Here is a 14,720-nt window from a genome sequence, read left to right as displayed (position 1 = left end):
GGATTACGGTGGCTGGACCGCTAGAGCAGTTTGAAATCAAGCCCTTGGCCGAACTTTCGGTTGCCGGCATTGATATTTCCTTCACCAACTCCGCACTTTGGATGGTGATCGCAGCCGTTCTCGTAACGGGCTTCATGACGCTTTCGATGCGTCGCGGCGCGCTGGTTCCGGGCCGCTGGCAGGGATCTGCCGAGGTGATGTACGAATTCGTCGCCAATATGCTCAAGGACAACGTGGGAAGCGCAGGTCGCAAATATTTCCCGTTCGTCTTTACGCTGTTTATGTTTGTTCTGTTCGGGAACCTGCTTGGCATGATCCCGCACAGCTTTACCTTTACGAGCCACATCGCTGTTACCTTTGCGATGGCTCTGGTGATCTTCCTCGGTGTGACGGTCATCGGCTTCATGCGTCATGGTACGCATTACCTTCGGATGTTCTTCCCTGAAGGTGCGCCGATTGCGACCGCGATCATTCTGATCCCGATCGAAATCATCTCCTATTTCTCTCGTCCGTTCAGCCTGGCGATCCGACTGTTTGCGAACATGACCGTCGGCCACATCATGCTGAAAGTTATCGGTGGGTTCGTCGGCCTGATTGGCATTCTCGGCGTGCTTCCCTTTGCTTTGCTGACGGGGATTACTGTTCTGGAGTTTGGCATTGCTGCGCTTCAGGCTTACGTCTACACAATTCTCACCTGCATCTATCTCCATGATGCAATCCACATGCACTGATGTGTGTGGTTTGGTGTGATCTCTTCTGATTGCCTTTAAGAAATTCGAAAGGGTGAAGTTATGGAACTCGATGCTGCTAAGATGATCGGTGCTGGCCTGGCTGCTATTGGCATGATTGGTGCCGGTATCGGTGTTGGTAACATCTGGTCGAGCCTGATTGCGACTGTTGGCCGTAACCCGGCTGCAAAAGGCGACGTTGAACTGTATGGCTGGATCGGCTTTGCTGTTACCGAAGCTATTGCACTGTTCGCACTCGTCGTTGCGCTGATCGTTCTGTTCGGCTAATCGGCGCCTTTTGCGCGAATACACGGCCCGGCGAGGCACTCCCTCGCCGGCGTCGTTGAATTCGGGAGTAGGCTATGCCGCAGTTTGATATTGCGACGTTCTCAGAACAGATCTTCTGGCTGTTCGTCATTTTCGCCATCTTGTATTTTCTGATGTCGAGAATTGCGCTGCCGAAGGTTGGTGAAGTTCTTGAACGCCGTCAAAAAACCATCGAAGACAACCTTGGCAAGGCTCGGGCGTTGAAAGACGAAACCGATGCCGCCATCGCGAAATACGAGGCTGCTCTGGCAGAAGCTCGTGAAGCCGCTCAGGCTGACATTCGCGAAGCATCGGAAAAGGCTGCTGCAGAGCAGGCTAAGAAAACCGAAGCTATGGTCAAGAAGCTGTCTAAAAAGACATCTGATGCCGAGAAGGCAATTGCGGACGCCAAAGCGGATGCAATGACGGGTGTTGCAGAAGCAGCATCGGAAATTGCCCGTGAAGCAACCGACAAACTTATCGGTGTCAAGGTTCAGGCCAAAACTGCCGACAAGGCTGTTTCGGCAATCGTAGGAGAGTAAGACAATGGCAACCCAAGAGGTTACTTTCCTTACCGATCCATACACCTGGACCACGCTTTCTTTCGTGCTGGTCGTCGGTTTTGGCGGGTTCAAAGCCGTCAAAGGGATCTCGAGCGCACTTGATAAACGTGCACAGAAGATTTCCGACGAACTGGACGAAGCACAGCGTCTTCGCGAAGAAGCCCAGGAGCTTCTGGCCAATTATCAGGCCAAACAGCGTGAAGCGCTTAAGGAAGCTGACGAAATCCGTGCGCATGCCAAGGTGGAAGCCGACCGTATGCTCGAGAACGCCCAGGCAGAACTGAAAGCGGCGCTCAAACGTCGTGAACAGCAAGCTCTGGACCGTATCTCCAACCTCGAAAGCCAGGCTATCGCCGAAGTTCGTGCACATGTTGCCGAAATCGCGGCCAAGGCCACCATGGCCCTTGTCAGTGACAAGGTTTCTGGTGCAAAGGCAGACGAGTTGGTTGATAGCGCGATCGCGGAACTCAAAGGTCGTCTGAACTGATTTTTTCCGGTTTCCGGAAACTGAAAACCCCGCAGCGATGCTGCGGGGTTTTTTATTGTTCGACAGTCTGCCTGACGATCAGGACAAATGTTCGCGGCCATGCGGTTCATCGAGGTCGAGGACCGGGCCCAATGGTACCACGCCGGATGGATTGATCGTCGGGTGGCTTTCGTAATAGTGGCCCTTGATATGGTCCATAAAGACCGTCTCTTTGATCCCCGGGTGTTGATACAGATCGCGGGTATAGGCCCAAAGATTGGGATATTCATTGAGCTTGCGCAGGTTGCATTTGAAATGGCCGTGATAGACCGGATCAAAGCGCAACAAGGTTGTGAACAGGCGCCAGTCGGCTTCGGTAAGCCGGTTGCCAACAAGGTAGCGTTGCTTTGAAAGGCGTTCTTCAAGCCAGTAAAGCGCATCAAACAGCGTGGTGACGGCTTCTTCATAGGCAGACTGCGTGGTGGCAAAGCCGGATTTGTAAACGCCGTTATTCACATCGTGATAAACGCGTTCGTTCACTGCATCGATTTCACCGCGCAAATCTTCGGGATAGAAATCGACCGTCGTTGCGCCAGGATCGTCAAACGCGCTGTTAAGCATGCGGATGATTTCAGCCGACTCATTGCTGACCAGCTTGTTGGTCTTCTTGTCCCAAAGCACCGGCACGGTGACGCGACCGGTGTAATCAGTCATCGCATCGGTATAGACCTGATGCATGAAGTCACGGTCTTCGAGATGGTCGGGAAGGCCCGCGTCCCGATCAAACTTCCAGCCGTTCTCACCCATGTGCCAATGAACAACCGATACACTGATCATGTCTTCCAGTCCTTTAAGGGCGCGGAAGATCAGCGTGCGATGGGCCCAGGGGCAGGCGTAGGATACATACAGGTGGTAGCGGCCCTTTTCGGCCGGAAACTCGGCATCCTGATTGGCAGACACCCAGTTGCGAAAAGCTGAATCCTGGCGTTTGAATTTTCCGCCGTTGCTTTTGGTGTCATACCATTTGTCGTGCCAGACTCCGTCGACAAGTAATCCCATGTCCGTTTCCCAAATTTTGTTAATCGGTTCTGGCAGGCATTCTGCCGCGGTTAGGCTTTATTGTGCTTATTTGCGCGTTGAAGACAATCCGTTGATGTGACATTAATTTGTTTCCAATTGCGCAACAGTACCCCGCTCAGGAGCCGCATAATGCTGATCGGAAATCTTGACGGCATGACCGTCTTTGCCCGTGTCGTCGAGGAACGCAGTTTTTCCGGTGCGGCGCGCAAGCTTGGCATGTCCAAATCCGCGGTCAGCAAACATGTAACCAAGCTTGAAGACAACCTTGGCATCCGGCTTCTGAACCGAACCACCCGTCGGCTCAGCCTGACGGATGCCGGGTCGACCTTCTATCAGCACTGCGCGCGCGTGGTTGAAGAAATCGAAACAGCCGAACATGCGCTGACGGATTTGCGCGGCACGCCGCGCGGCACATTGCGTATTTCAGCCCCCCTGACCTTTGGGCAGATGTATTTGCCGCAACTGGTGACCGAGTTCATGGATAAGTATCCCGGGCTGCATGTCGATATCCATCTGGCCGATCATATGGTTGATCTGGTGGCCGAGGGGATTGATATGGCGATACGCATCACCCGGCTTAAGGATTCCAGCCTGATCGCCCGCAAACTGGCCGATTTTACCGGCCATGTCGTGGCCTCACCGGGTTATTTGGAACAGTATGGCGAACCCAAAACGCCACAGGAACTGGCCGAACACCGAACGATTTCCTACACCAACGTACCAAGCCCGAATATCTGGGACTTTGATGGACCTGATGGTCAGGTCTCAGTCCGGGTTAATCCGGTGATGTCATGCAACAATGGTGAATTCACATCCGTCGCGGCCATTCGCGGCCTTGGCATTGCCCGTGAACCTGAATTCATCGTTGCGGAGGCGCTGAGCGAAGGGCGTCTTGTCCGCATCCTGCATGATTACGATCCGCTTAGCAGTGGTGGTATTTACGCGGTCTATCCCGAACGCCGCCACCTGCCCAGCAAGGTGCGTGTGTTTATCGATTTTCTGGTCGAAAAATTCAAAGGCGGATTGTGTAACTTCCATCAGGAAGCCTGTGCGGAATATCGCGAAGGGCGTGGCCGTCAAAGACCACGGCCCTAATCACTTGCTTTCGACGCGCCAGCCCAACAAACAGATTGCCCCGATCAAAAGCGCGACAAACGGGATCGGCAGCAAGTTTGTAATGCCGCCAATCACGGTCTTGAAACTGTTGGTCTGAAGGAACCCGGCCCAGTTGCTGCCATGCCAGATACGGTCATCGGGCACATGGCGGAAATCGGGCAACCCATCTTCGATCCGGCCGATATATCCATCATTTTCCGCCACCAGCCCGGCCAACAGATCCGGAGTGGAATTGGTGTTTCGGGTTTCGGCGGTCAGGACATCACGATCAACATGCAACGCGGTTTGGCTGCGATCATCCTGATCACGCACCCGAACCCGGATCAGGCCGCGGGTTTCAATCGGAACAGTCGCCTGCCAGGATTGATCGGGCAGTTGTTCGAACGCGGCATTGATCTGTTCGCCGGTTTCCGGATTGATCACGCTGGCTGCTTCGGGGGCCGCGCCGATCTTGCGCCAATTGAGGATAAGGCTTTCGCCATCCGGGCTGCGTTCGGTCAGCACGGTGTTTTCATCAAGGGCTGGTTCCTTCATCAGCCAGTGTGACAACCGCCGCAGCAACTCTACCACAGGACCACCGCCATCATGGCCGCGCTGCCAAAGCCACATCTGATCAGAACTCAGCATTGCCACGCGGCCTTCCTCGACCCGTTGCATGGTCAGAAGTGGCAGGTCATCCACACCGGTCAGAAGCGTCATCGCATCGGGATCAGAAATTCGCGTTTCGATCTGACGATACCATTGGCCCCATTTCGGGGGCGTGTTGGGGGATCCGGCAATGGCGGTTGTAACCGGGTGTAGGCGGCCGGCCTGATTAACACGGGGGACAAAGGCCTGCTCGATAACCCGGCCGGTCGGGGTGGCAGGCATCAGATCATTCAACGCCGTGCTGGCAAGCCCGTCCGGCCCGACATATTCCGGCCCGGCGACGACCAATGCCGCGCCACCCCATTTGACGAAATCAACGACCTTTTCAAGATAGTGCGGCGGCAAGACGCCGCGCATCTGATAGCGGTCAAAAATGATCAGATCAAATTGACGCAGGCGTACTTCAAACAGATCGCGGATCGGAAACGGGATTAGCGCCAGTTCATTGATCGGCGTGTCGTCGCCCTTTTCTGGCGGGCGCAAAATCGTGAAATGCACAAGGTCGACCCCCGGATCAGCCCGCAAAAGGTTGCGCCAGGCCCGCTCGCCCGGGTGGGGTTCACCAGATAATAACAAAACGCGCAAACGATCACGCACACCGGTTGTTTCAAGGATCAGCCGGTTGTTGGATTTGTCGGTTTCTTCCTCAAGCGTATCCATACGCAATTCGGCAAGAACCGATCCGGCATGAGGCACCGGGATGCTGACCCGGCGTTGTTCGTTGGCGGGCAGGGCAATTTCACGTTCCGTACCGTCTTCAAGCAGCATCCGTACCGGGATCGCCGTGCCGGGCGGCAGTTGCGGATCGACCGCCTCGATCATGAATTCGGCATCCTTGCCGACAATGCCGTAATCGGCACTTTGGCGGATGACCAACCGGCGATCACGTTCATCGCGCCCGCCACTGATCAAAACATGCAATGGCGCGTTCAGATCAAGGCTGCTTGGCACATCATGAACCTGCCCGTCGGTAATCATCATGACACCCCCCAGCCGTTCGCGTGGCAACCCGCCCAGCAACCGGTCAAGGACGGCAAACATGCGGGTATCTGTATCGCCAGGAACATCTTCAAAGCGAAGCTCCACCGATGGATCCTCGGCAAAGCGATCTTGCAGTTCGGCAATCGCCGCATCGGTTTGTGCCGCACGGTTTGCGATATCCTGACTAGCCGATCGGTCGACAAGCACCAGAATGATATCGCTTAGTTTTTCGCTTTCACGGTCGGTAAATTGCGGTGCCAGAAGGGCCAAAAGAACCAGCACCATCACCACCCCGCGCCAAACCGTGCCGCGCAGGCGGAAAATCGTGAAGACAATGACGGCAACCAAACACAAAACAGCCAAGCCTTGCAGGATGGTAATGTCGAGGAGCGGGGAAATCTGAAGGTTTTGCCATCCCTGGTTCATCGGCCCAACCTTTCCAGAATGGCCGGGATATGGACCTGATCGCCCTTGTAGCTGCCGGTCAGGGCATACATCACCAGATTGACACCAAACCGATAGGCCATTTCGCGCTGCCGAGGGGATATGTCTTCGCTGCGCAGTTCATCGCGGCCTTCGGGAATGATCCAGGCCGATGCCCAGTCATTACCGCCAAACAGAACCGATGCAACCCCGTCCAGACGTTGACTGGGGCGGGCATCAAGCCACAGAGGCTCGGAAAACCGGCCAAAGGCATGGTCAAGCAGATAGAAACTGCGAAACAGGATGTGATCACTTGGCGCACGATCCAAAAGCGGGACTTCCAACCCGGCCAAAAGACGCCGCAAGCGCGCCGGTTGGACTTCGCGATCCCGGCTGTCGATCAGGATCATGCCACCATTATTCAGATAACGGTTCAATCGTTCCTGTGCGCGTTCGGAAAACGGTTCCTGCCCGTCAACCAACGGCCAATAGATCAGCGGATAGAAACTAAGCTCGTCGGTTTCCGGATTAACGCCATCGACGGTGTTGAGGTCTGCTGCACTACGTCGGCGTAAAATTTCGGTCAGGCCGGTCATCCCGGCACGGCTCAGGCGATCTACCGGCGCATTCCCTGTCTCAAGGTAAGCCAGACGCGGTTGCAGGGCTGCTTCGGGCAGTGTTGCCGCCATGGATGCTGCGGGCATCATTACGCTGGCGGCGGCCACACCCGTCAGGACTGCGGTCAACAAAAGCGATGTCAGGGCATTGCTGCGTCGACTGCGCCGCAGCGACACATTGTTCAGCACAAGCAAAATCGCGGCATCAAACAAGATCAGGATAAAGGCGGCCAACAGGCAAAGGGCGGCAAGGTCAACCTGGCTCTGATCGGTGATTTCGCGTGTGCTGATACCCGATGGCCAAACCACATCGCGGCCGATATCGGAAAGTGAAGGGCCAAGGTTCAGTGCAACCGCCTGTCCGTTCTCGCCGTAAATGCCCGGCGGATGGCGCGGGTTGGGTGTCGGAAGCGGGGTTTGAACTGGCAGGATCAAGGCGTCTGGCTGATGAGGTCGGCCGAAACCGTCCAGAATGGTCTGGGCAGGCAGGCTGCTTTGCAGTTCGGCATCGCTGCGATTGCTCGGACTGGCAAGGGGAAGCAGCCGCTGCCACAGCTCTACAAACAGGCCCGACATCGGAAGGTTCGACCAGTCCGCCCATGGCGTGACATGGAAAAGAACAATCCGTCCGGCATTGCGCGGTGTGCTGGTGATCAGGGGCGTACCATCGGTCAAACGTGCCCATGTCTTGCTGACAATGTCCGGGTCGGGTTCGGCCAGTAATTGTCGCGTGACCGTGATGTCGTCAGGCACTTCGATCCCGTGGAACGGGCTGTTGTCCGGAAAGTCGAGCAACCTTTTGGGCTTTTCCCACGACATTGACCCGCCAAAGTCGCGGTTACCAAGTCGAAGCGTGACGGGCAGGAAATCGTTACCGATCTGCGATGAACTGTCGCCCGCAAACCGCACCAGCATGCCGCCTTCATTGACCCAGCGTTCCAGCGCGTCAAACTGGCTGCCTAGTCCTGAAATCGGACCGGCGGAGACCAGAACATCGACCTTGTCTTCAAGCAACGTTCCAAGCGGCGCATAGGTCACATCGGCATAGGGCGAAAGCGCCCGATCAAGGAAGAAATACTGATCAGACAAAACCCCCGGACCATCGCCAGAACTGACTACGACGCCAACCCGGCGTTGTTGCCAGCGCGCACCGGTCTGAAATACCGATGCGGCACTTTCGACCCCCTCAATGCCCACGGATTGAATGGCGTTGGAAATATCACGCGGCAAAAGAATGGCGACATCGCTTTGATCGCTGTCAGGTGTAATTTCCACCGTGTGACGCAGGATCACATTGCCGCGTTCGCCGCGGGCCAGCAGATTAATCTCACGCGGTTGATCGTCGCGATTATGGGCCAGCGTTGCCAACATGCCGGTACCGGACCGGCTAAGCGACCGGATGGCGATACGGTCGGTAATAGTCGGTGAAATCGTTGTGATTGGCGCGATATCAAGCAACTCGGATGCGATTTTGGTCTTGCCGGGGCTGTCCATCTCGCTGGTTAACCACAAGATGCTGCCGACAGCCCGGTTCATTTCGGGGCGTTCGGAAATCAAATCCGAAAGGGCGGCATAATCCGATGGCCAAGGACGTGGCTGCAAGCGATCAAACAGGTTTTTGGTATCGTTGGGCGATACCGGCCCGACAATGTCTGGAAGTTTCCATGTGGTGGCACCTGCGGCCTCGGGCGCGGTTTGGGCAATATAGACCGTTTGCAACTCGAACCGGGCCTGATTGGCGATCTGTTGCAATGCCGTGCGGTATTGCCGCCAGTTCGCCGCACTGTCCCAGCCATTATCGGCAATGATCAATATCGCACCATCATTGGCGGCAAAATCATTGCGGTTCATCACCGGGCGGGCAGCGGCAATGATCAGAAGCGTCAGGATCAGACAGCGCAGAATGGTTTGCCAGATCGGCGCGCGCTGAATATCGCGGCGTTTGCTTTTAAGACCGCGCAAAATACGCGCAGCCGGGAAGATAACGGTTTTGGGTGACCGCGGTGCCGATCTGATCAAAAGCCAGACAATCGGCAATGCCAGCAGCCCGGCCAGCATCGCAGGATACAGGAATGTGATGGCCGACAGGCTCATGACATCTCCTGCGTGTTATGGCGATGCAGGTTAGGGCGTCCGCGCCCGTTCGATCCGCTTTGATTTTGTCGTTCGCTCAGATGCTGATACAGGGCCAGCAATGTCGGGCTGGCACTCTCGGATGTGACATGCCGGTCATAAAGCCAGTCATTCTGGCGCGCGGCATCGCGGACCAGTGCCCGCCATTTCTGGGCGCGCTGTTTATAGCCCTCTGTGAGGTCTTCGAACTTTTCGCTGCGAAAGATCATCTGATCATCGGTATCAAACAGATCAACCCGCCCCTGAAATGGCGGGGCGATTTCCGCAGGATCAAGAATTTGTACCAGCGCACCGTCATTCTGATACTGGCCCAAGCGCCGCACAGTGCGTCCTGACTGTTCGCTTTGATCCGCAAATTCAAGGAAGTCGCCAAGGATCAGCACCGAATGTTTGCGACCGGGGTGAATGTTTGTCGCCTGGTCCGCGATGCTTTGCGGACTTGCCAGCATCGCGTGACCGAGTTTTTCAAGATGCTCTGCCGATGTGATGCGCGTACGTTCGCCATCAAAGGTGCCAACGGTTTCGCCGTTGCGGATCAGAAGGTCGGCCAATGCGATGGATATGATCAGGGTGCGTTCGGCCTTCGACGGCAGCTTGTCACTTGATGCCCAATAGGTCGATGGCGAAAGTACCGGCCAGATCCAGTAATTATGGCTGGCCTGCCATTCGGTCTGGCGGATGAAGGTATGTTCGCTGCGCGCAGACCGCCGCCAGTCAATCTGGTTGGTTGGATCGCCGGGAACATACGGGCGGAATTGCCAGAAATCACTGCCCGGTCCGACCTTGCGATTGCCATGCAGGCCACTACGCAGACTGATGGCCGTCCGGCGCGACTCATCAATCAGCTGTGGCAGTCTTGCCGCAAGGGCGCGGGCGGCGGCAACATGATCCTGCACGGGGGCGGTGACCAACTAGTTTTTCTCCTGCAGGTGGGCAAGCGCATCGGTAATCAGCCCCTTGGCGGTAAAGCCTTCGGCGCGTGCGCCATAGGTCAGGCCAAAACGATGGCGCAAAACAGGAACGGCAAGTTCTTCGATATCCTCGATCGAAGGGGCAAAGCGGCCAAACAGCATCGCACGCGCCCGGCACGCCAGTGACAAGGCCTGTGCCGCACGTGTGCCCGGGCCCCATGCGACATTTTCGCGAATATCGGCAAGCGATGTGCTTTCCGGGCGGCATTCGCGACACAGGGCAATGATGGTATCAAGAACCCGGTCCGGCATCGGCAGGCGGCGGACAAAGTCCTGTGCCTCAACCAGATCATCGGTTTGAAGAACCTGTCGTGGGCGGGCCGGATACCGTCCGGTGGTCTCGGTCACGATCTTGCGTTCTTCATCGGCATCGGGATAGCCGAGCCGGACTTCAAGCAGGAAACGGTCAAGCTGTGCTTCGGGCAGGGGATAGGTGCCTTCCTGCTCCAACGGGTTCTGGGTGGCCAGAACATGGAACGGTTCGGGCAGTTTGTGGCTGTAACCGGCAACCGAGACTTCGCGTTCCTGCATTGCCTGCAACAGGGCCGATTGAGTACGCGGGCTGGCACGGTTGATTTCATCGGCCAAAAGCAACTGGCAAAATACCGGTCCCTTGATAAAGCGAAACGCGCGTTTGCCGTCTGCCCCTTCTTCAAGAACTTCGGAACCCAGAATATCGGCGGGCATCAGATCGGGTGTGAACTGAACACGTTTGTCAAGCAGGCCAAGAACCTTGCCCAGCGTGTGCGCCAGAAGCGACTTGCCAAGGCCCGGTGCACCGACCATCAGCACATGTCCACCGGATAAAATGCCGATAAGTGTTTGCTCTACGGCATCATTCTGCCCAAATATAATACTGGAAATCATTTTGCGGGCTTCGGCCAGCCGTGCGACACACTCGTCCAGACGGGCTGCATCGCGTTCAAGACTGCTTTCCTGGGAGAAACCCATTTCTTCGGGGAATTGTGGCGCGTTTGTCATGGCGGTTGACTGTGCTTCCTATGTTGCAGTGCAGGCGTTGGCAGGCCAGAGAACGCAGATGAAATCGCATAAGTATAACGGGAAAACGTCTGGTTCAGGATCAACTCTACAGCATGAATGAAAACCAAAAAACCATCGATCTCGCCGAGAAGTTGTGGACGCGCTTGCGCGGGCAGAAGCCCGACACCGGGCGGCACCCACAAATCTGTGGCGATATCCCTATGTCTATAGGTCGGGATGGAACCTGGTTCTATCAAGGTGGTCCGATTGGCCGAATTGAGCTGGTTAAGCTTTTTTCTTCCGTGTTGCAGCGTGATGAGGAAGGCGGGCACTGGTTGGTGACCCCGGCCGAGATGGCCCGGATCGAGGTCGAGGACGTCGCCTTTATCGCAGTTGAAATGCAAAACGAAGGCGAAGGCAAAGATCAGAATATCCGTTTTCGGACCAATATCGACCAGTGGGTGGAACTTGATGATGATCATCCCCTGCGCGTCGAACACGACCCCGAAACCGATGAACCATCGCCTTATGTCGGGCTTGAGCGTGGCCTTGAGGCGCGCCTGAACCGGGCAGTATTCTATCAATTGGTCGAATTGGCCGAAGAAATTAGTGACCCTGACCACAACATGATACGTATCGGTGTTTACAGTCATGGGAAGTTTTTTGAGATCGGTCGGATGGAGGCCACGGAATGACACCCGATGACATCGTTGCCGCCTTGCGCGCGCCAACTGGCGATGTGTTGCAGCGCCGTGGCGACCATGCGGTGGACTTTCCGGGTTCGAAATCGCGCGCACGTGCATTTGCTGACGGGGAACTGATTTCGCGTCCGGCAGCCGTTCTGGTGCCGCTGGTCAAACGCGATGCGGGTTTGCATGTGATCCTGACAAGGCGTACTGATCACCTCAGCGACCATGCAGGTCAAATCAGCTTCCCCGGTGGGCGGCAGGAAGAATTCGACGCCACCCTTGAAGAAACGGCGCTCCGCGAGACAGAGGAAGAAATTGGTCTTGCCCGCCGTCACATCGATCTGGTGGGCCGGATTGATGATTATTACACCGTGACCGGCTATCAGGTGACCCCGGTCGTCGGTCTGATTACACCGCCATTCGATCTTAAGCCCGATGACCACGAAGTGGCTGAAGTGTTTGAAGTGCCGCTCAGTTTCATTCTTGATCCGAGAAATCAGAAACTGCAAACCGTGACATTCGAGGGCACCCGCAGGCGGTATTTTGCGATCCCGTATCGCGAATATTACATCTGGGGCGCGACCGCCGGGATGCTGGTCAACTTCTCTGAAGTCATCCGGGCCAATGCACCATCGCTTAACCGTTAATCCGAATATTAGGACAGAGCTTTATGTTGCGACAAATCATCCAGATCGGTCTTCCTCTGATCCTGCCCTTTGTGATTTACGGGCTGTGGCTGAAATGGGCCCGTGCCAAGGCCATCCGTGAAGGTCATGACATCATCCCGCCATGGAACAAGGGGCCGTGGCTGATGCTGTTTGGTTTGGGCGTGTTGTTGACCGCCGCAATCCTGATTTTCACTGCACTTGGGACTGGTGCGCCGCCCGATTCCATTTATCATGCGCCGGTATTGCGTGACGGCGTGGTCGAGCCGGGCTATTTCGAACCCAAGGAATAGAACAGCCCAGCCACCGTCGTGGCACTTGATATGACAGGTGGCAACAAGGCAGCGATGACAGCACTCGAAGTAACCGGCAGATTGCGGCCATACGGGATCATGGTCGCCGATGATACCGCCCGCGTGTTTGATGCCATTGCGCAGCAAGGCGGTTGTGCGCGCTTTGTTGGCGGTGTCGTGCGCGATGCGTTGCTGAAACGCGATCTGGTCGATGTCGATATCGCCTGTGATCTCGCGCCTGAGGATACGCAGGCCGCGTTGGAAAAGGCGGGTATTCGTGTCATTCCCACTGGCCTGAAACACGGGACTGTCACGGCAATTACCGATGCCGGGACCTATGAAATCACGACGCTTCGTGTCGATGTTCTGACCGATGGCCGCCATGCGGAGGTCGCCTTCACCGACAGCTGGCTTGAAGATGCCAAGCGCCGTGATTTTACCTTCAACGCCATATACTGCGACCTTGATGGCACGATCTATGACCCGTTTGATGGCGAAACCGATTTGCGCGACGGGCGGGTGCGGTTTATCGGCGTGGCCGAAAACCGCATCGCCGAGGATTTCCTGCGCATTTTGCGGTTCTTCCGCTTTCAGGCGTGGTTTGGACGCCCGCCGATTGATCCCGTCGGGGCGGAAGCCTGCCGCAAGGCGGTAAACGGCCTTCATGATATTTCGGTCGAACGTATCCGAGACGAGATGTTCAAGCTTCTGCGCTCGCGCAGTCCTGCCGGCACGATCAATGACATGATCGGGTTTGGCATTTTACCGGCCATTCTGCCCAAACTGATCCACACCGATTGCCTGCGCATCATGCAGTGGCTTGATAGCACCGCCCTTGCCGATCCGGCGATACAGCCCGATCCGTTGCGCCGTCTTGCGGCACTGTTTGCGCCGGGGGGCGATAGACGCAACAGCGACGATGACGAGGACAATCTGGCAGCAGCCGAACGTTTTGCGCGTGATTTGCGACTATCGAACGAAGAAACCGACCGTTTTGCCGAAATGGTTGCGCATGCGCCGCTGATTGATCCGAAATTGAGGCCTGAAATCGTGCGTCGCGATCTGTATCGGATGGGGGCCGCCGCATTTCGTGATGCGGTGCTCTTGGCGTGGAGTGCGCGCGCCGCGGTGCCACCACGTTGCACACGCGCAGAAAATGACGAATGGAAAGCCCTGATTGAGGCTGCTGCAAACTGGCAACCGGTGAAATTGCCGATACAAGGCCGTGATATTCTGAAAGCTGGCCTTGCACCTGCAGGGCCGCGTGTCGGGGTGCTTTTAAGGCAGGCCGAGGAATACTGGATCGATCGCGATTTCCAACCCGGTCGGGATGAACTGATGGACTATGTTGCCCGCCAGATCACGGCAGGCGATGAGGAGAAAGAATGACGACAGGCGCAATTGGACATCGGATTTGCTGTTTTGGCGATAGTCTGGTCAATGGTGTTCGCGATGGTGAAAAGGGCGGCTGGCCGATGCGTTTGGCGCGGCGTCTTCTGGACGAGGCCGGGCGTGACGTCACGATCTATAACCTTGGTATTCGCGCGGAAACGTCCGAGGGGCTCAAGGCCCGCTGGCAGGTTGAGGCAAGCCTTCGCATGGTTGAAGAATTCCCGACGGTCCTGATCTTCAGTTTTGGGGTCAATGACGCCAACCACGCCGAAGACCGCGGCGAGGAGACCACCATGCGGGTGTCGCCGGCAAAGTCGGCTGCCAATGCAGCCGAGATTATCGGGGCGGCTGCCAACCTGGCACCAACCCTTTGGGTCGGGCCGCAGGCCGTTATTAACGGCAGCAAATCCAGTCAGGAAATCAACCAGCGCCTCGAAGGCCTGAACCAGATTTATCTCGAAACCGCGCGCGGGTTTGATGTGCCCTATCTCGATCTGCTTGCCACGACGCTTGAAGACGATACATGGCAACGCGCATTACGGCGCGGCGATGGCTATCATCCCGACAAGTTCGGCTATGACCGGCTGGCAGATCTGATCTGGGAATGGGGTGCTGTGCAAAAGACCATCGGTCTTTCAGCGTCAGACGACTAAGGGTCGGGCAACCGA

The 14,720-nt window shown here is 56.3% G+C and carries 15 protein-coding genes; 10 read left to right on the top strand and 5 right to left on the bottom strand.

All coding sequences use genetic code 11. The annotated features are described in order from the left end of the window. Positions 1–8: 8 nt before the first annotated feature. The 4 genes from AUQ41_RS15115 (at position 9) to AUQ41_RS15100 (ending at position 2,084) form a co-directional block, all read left to right on the top strand. Positions 9–731: a F0F1 ATP synthase subunit A gene (locus AUQ41_RS15115; protein WP_008889876.1), complete on the top strand. Its 723-nt coding sequence runs from the start codon at positions 9–11 to the stop codon at positions 729–731. A gap of 60 nt (positions 732–791) precedes the next feature. Continuing rightward, positions 792–1,016, top strand: coding sequence for an ATP synthase subunit C family protein (locus AUQ41_RS15110; RefSeq protein ID WP_007089066.1), 225 nt, complete (start codon positions 792–794; stop codon positions 1,014–1,016). Positions 1,017–1,090: 74 nt separating this feature from the next. Beyond that, positions 1,091–1,576 carry an ATP synthase subunit B' gene (locus tag AUQ41_RS15105; protein WP_008889877.1) on the top strand — a complete coding sequence of 162 codons (486 nt, stop codon included), beginning with the start codon at positions 1,091–1,093 and terminating at the stop codon, positions 1,574–1,576. Between the two features lie 4 nt (positions 1,577–1,580). Then, complete coding sequence (locus AUQ41_RS15100; protein ID WP_063089146.1) at positions 1,581–2,084, top strand: F0F1 ATP synthase subunit B; 504 nt, start codon at positions 1,581–1,583, stop codon at positions 2,082–2,084. A gap of 78 nt (positions 2,085–2,162) precedes the next feature. On the opposite strand, the gene AUQ41_RS15095 is transcribed toward AUQ41_RS15100, so the two are convergent. Then, positions 2,163–3,122, bottom strand: a complete 960-nt coding sequence (locus tag AUQ41_RS15095) for a glutathione S-transferase family protein (protein WP_063089145.1) — start codon at positions 3,120–3,122, stop codon at positions 2,163–2,165. Between the two features lie 150 nt (positions 3,123–3,272). Here AUQ41_RS15095 and AUQ41_RS15090 point away from each other — a divergent pair, with 150 nt between their 5' ends. Continuing rightward, on the top strand, positions 3,273–4,238 hold the full coding sequence (locus AUQ41_RS15090) for a LysR family transcriptional regulator (protein WP_008889880.1): 966 nt from the start codon (positions 3,273–3,275) through the stop codon (positions 4,236–4,238). Here the strand turns inward: AUQ41_RS15090 and AUQ41_RS15085 are convergent, their stop codons facing one another. Genes AUQ41_RS15085 through AUQ41_RS15070 form a run of 4 tightly spaced genes read right to left on the bottom strand, consistent with a single transcriptional unit; the run spans position 4,239 to position 11,013 of the window. Further along, positions 4,239–6,314 carry a hypothetical protein gene (locus tag AUQ41_RS15085; RefSeq protein WP_063089144.1) on the bottom strand — a complete coding sequence of 692 codons (2,076 nt, stop codon included), beginning with the start codon at positions 6,312–6,314 and terminating at the stop codon, positions 4,239–4,241. Then, positions 6,311–9,022 (bottom strand): DUF4159 domain-containing protein, encoded by a 2,712-nt coding sequence (locus AUQ41_RS15080; protein WP_063089143.1) that lies wholly within the window; start codon positions 9,020–9,022, stop codon positions 6,311–6,313. Before AUQ41_RS15080 ends, AUQ41_RS15085 begins: the two co-directional genes overlap by 4 nt. Further along, the gene (locus tag AUQ41_RS15075) at positions 9,019–9,972 is read right to left on the bottom strand and encodes a DUF58 domain-containing protein (protein ID WP_063089142.1); all 954 of its coding nucleotides are present in this window, start codon (positions 9,970–9,972) and stop codon (positions 9,019–9,021) included. The genes AUQ41_RS15080 and AUQ41_RS15075 overlap by 4 nt, the downstream gene beginning before the upstream one ends. After that, positions 9,973–11,013 (bottom strand): MoxR family ATPase, encoded by a 1,041-nt coding sequence (locus AUQ41_RS15070; protein ID WP_063089141.1) that lies wholly within the window; start codon positions 11,011–11,013, stop codon positions 9,973–9,975. It lies immediately after the preceding gene. Positions 11,014–11,126: 113 nt separating this feature from the next. Here AUQ41_RS15070 and AUQ41_RS15065 point away from each other — a divergent pair, with 113 nt between their 5' ends. From AUQ41_RS15065 to AUQ41_RS15045, 5 genes are read left to right on the top strand one after another with little or no spacing between them, the layout of a single operon-like run. Beyond that, on the top strand, positions 11,127–11,708 hold the full coding sequence (locus AUQ41_RS15065; protein WP_063089140.1) for a DUF1285 domain-containing protein: 582 nt from the start codon (positions 11,127–11,129) through the stop codon (positions 11,706–11,708). Beyond that, on the top strand, positions 11,705–12,349 hold the full coding sequence (locus AUQ41_RS15060; protein WP_063089139.1) for a CoA pyrophosphatase: 645 nt from the start codon (positions 11,705–11,707) through the stop codon (positions 12,347–12,349). Before AUQ41_RS15065 ends, AUQ41_RS15060 begins: the two co-directional genes overlap by 4 nt. Before the next feature lie 23 nt (positions 12,350–12,372). Beyond that, a complete protein-coding gene (locus AUQ41_RS15055; protein WP_008889887.1) occupies positions 12,373–12,660 on the top strand; it encodes a hypothetical protein in 288 nt (95 codons plus the stop codon). 30 nt (positions 12,661–12,690) lie between these two features. Then, positions 12,691–14,049 carry a CCA tRNA nucleotidyltransferase gene (locus AUQ41_RS15050; protein ID WP_232308411.1) on the top strand — a complete coding sequence of 453 codons (1,359 nt, stop codon included), beginning with the start codon at positions 12,691–12,693 and terminating at the stop codon, positions 14,047–14,049. Then, positions 14,046–14,705 carry a GDSL-type esterase/lipase family protein gene (locus AUQ41_RS15045; protein WP_063089138.1) on the top strand — a complete coding sequence of 220 codons (660 nt, stop codon included), beginning with the start codon at positions 14,046–14,048 and terminating at the stop codon, positions 14,703–14,705. Before AUQ41_RS15050 ends, AUQ41_RS15045 begins: the two co-directional genes overlap by 4 nt. Positions 14,706–14,720: the final 15 nt, after the last annotated feature.

The sequence above is a fragment of the Thalassospira sp. MCCC 1A02898 genome, assembly GCF_001618185.1.
Classification (GTDB): domain Bacteria; phylum Pseudomonadota; class Alphaproteobacteria; order Rhodospirillales; family Thalassospiraceae; genus Thalassospira; species Thalassospira tepidiphila.
Note: the sequence above shows the minus strand (reverse complement) of the source record. Positions and strands in the feature narration are given on the sequence as shown.

Bases quoted from the DNA above. Each gene is read 5' to 3' on its own strand.
- AUQ41_RS15065 (WP_063089140.1), top strand. From the start codon at position 11,127: ATGAATGAAAACCAAAAAACCATCGATCTCGCCGAGAAGTTGTGGACG.
- AUQ41_RS15105 (WP_008889877.1), top strand. From the start codon at position 1,091: ATGCCGCAGTTTGATATTGCGACGTTCTCAGAACAGATCTTCTGGCTG.
- AUQ41_RS15110 (WP_007089066.1), top strand. From the start codon at position 792: ATGGAACTCGATGCTGCTAAGATGATCGGTGCTGGCCTGGCTGCTATT.
- AUQ41_RS15050 (WP_232308411.1), top strand. From the start codon at position 12,691: ATGACAGGTGGCAACAAGGCAGCGATGACAGCACTCGAAGTAACCGGC.
- AUQ41_RS15070 (WP_063089141.1), bottom strand. From the start codon at position 11,013: ATGACAAACGCGCCACAATTCCCCGAAGAAATGGGTTTCTCCCAGGAA.
- AUQ41_RS15055 (WP_008889887.1), top strand. From the start codon at position 12,373: ATGTTGCGACAAATCATCCAGATCGGTCTTCCTCTGATCCTGCCCTTT.
- AUQ41_RS15080 (WP_063089143.1), bottom strand. From the start codon at position 9,022: ATGAGCCTGTCGGCCATCACATTCCTGTATCCTGCGATGCTGGCCGGG.
- AUQ41_RS15095 (WP_063089145.1), bottom strand. From the start codon at position 3,122: ATGGGATTACTTGTCGACGGAGTCTGGCACGACAAATGGTATGACACC.
- AUQ41_RS15060 (WP_063089139.1), top strand. From the start codon at position 11,705: ATGACACCCGATGACATCGTTGCCGCCTTGCGCGCGCCAACTGGCGAT.
- AUQ41_RS15085 (WP_063089144.1), bottom strand. From the start codon at position 6,314: ATGAACCAGGGATGGCAAAACCTTCAGATTTCCCCGCTCCTCGACATT.
- AUQ41_RS15090 (WP_008889880.1), top strand. From the start codon at position 3,273: ATGCTGATCGGAAATCTTGACGGCATGACCGTCTTTGCCCGTGTCGTC.
- AUQ41_RS15045 (WP_063089138.1), top strand. From the start codon at position 14,046: ATGACGACAGGCGCAATTGGACATCGGATTTGCTGTTTTGGCGATAGT.
- AUQ41_RS15100 (WP_063089146.1), top strand. From the start codon at position 1,581: ATGGCAACCCAAGAGGTTACTTTCCTTACCGATCCATACACCTGGACC.